Origin of the sequence: Escherichia sp. KCJ4928, from assembly GCF_004352695.1 — a bacterium.
Taxonomy (GTDB): Bacteria; Pseudomonadota; Gammaproteobacteria; order Enterobacterales; family Enterobacteriaceae; genus ECMA0423.
In genome coordinates this window covers 1-1,349 of the sequence record NZ_SJWV01000403.1, presented here as the reverse complement: position 1 = coordinate 1,349, position 1,349 = coordinate 1, and the positions used below count along the sequence as shown (strand labels likewise).

General features: G+C 43.1%; 1 protein-coding gene and 1 pseudogene. Both read left to right on the top strand.

The window, feature by feature from the left end:
* On the top strand, window positions 1-1,078 hold a 1,078-nt coding region (gene ompC / locus E0D98_RS24275; protein ID WP_240723769.1), incomplete at its 5' end, for a porin OmpC.
* 163 nt (window positions 1,079-1,241) lie between these two features.
* Window positions 1,242-1,349, top strand: a pseudogene (locus E0D98_RS27635) (leucine-rich repeat domain-containing protein); the annotation flags it as partial.

Below are 1,349 nucleotides of genomic sequence, written 5' to 3'. Positions count from 1 at the left end.
GGTTGTAACTGGTTTGTTAGCTGCGAACGTAGCACACGCTGCCGAAGTCTATAACAAGGATGGTAATAAACTCGACCTTTATGGCAAGGTTACCGCTCTACGTTATTTTACTGATGATAAGCGTGACGATGGTGATAAAACTTATGCTCGTCTCGGCTTTAAAGGAGAAACGCAAATCAATGATCAAATGATTGGTTTTGGTCACTGGGAATATGATTTTAAAGGCTATAACGATGAAGCCAACGGCTCGCGCGGCAACAAGACCCGTCTGGCCTATGCAGGTTTAAAAATTAGTGAATTTGGCTCTCTGGACTATGGTCGTAACTACGGTGTCGGCTACGACATTGGTTCATGGACCGATATGTTGCCAGAATTTGGTGGCGATACCTGGAGTCAGAAAGATGTCTTCATGACATACCGTACCACCGGTGTAGCAACCTATCGCAACTACGATTTCTTTGGCTTAATTGAAGGGCTGAACTTTGCCGCGCAATATCAAGGCAAAAATGAACGTACTGACAACAGTCATCTTTATGGTGCTGACTACACGCGTGCCAACGGTGACGGTTTCGGTATCTCCTCAACTTATGTTTATGATGGCTTTGGTATCGGTGCGGTGTATACCAAATCCGATCGGACAAATGCGCAGGAAAGAGCCGCTGCTAATCCTCTCAATGCCTCCGGTAAGAATGCAGAACTGTGGGCCACAGGTATAAAGTATGATGCCAACAACATCTACTTTGCAGCTAATTACGCTGAAACATTAAACATGACCACCTATGGGGATGGTTATATCTCTAACAAAGCACAAAGTTTTGAAGTGGTGGCGCAATATCAATTCGACTTCGGCTTGCGCCCATCACTCGCTTACCTGAAATCGAAAGGCAGAGATCTGGGCCGCTACGGCGACCAGGACATGATTGAGTATATCGACGTTGGTGCGACGTATTTCTTCAACAAAAATATGTCGACCTATGTTGATTATAAAATCAACCTGATTGATGAAAGCGACTTTACCCGTGCCGTAGATATTCGCACCGATAACATCGTCGCTACGGGCATTACCTATCAGTTCTAACGTCCTCTCCTGACCAGCCCTTCTCTGGGCTGGTTTTTGATTTAAGTGCTGCTGTATGACTCCTTAAGTAAAAATGAGCAATTTTTGATATTTCTGGTGATTCACCTCAATTAATATTATTCCATACCCTCCGGGGACATCTTACTATAATATTTATTGATGAGTGATTATGACCAATATTAATACAGCTTGTGTAAAAAATAATGCCAGTTATCAACTTAATAAAGCATTACCTAACAAAGAAACCATCTCCAGCAATTTTTGTGAACGA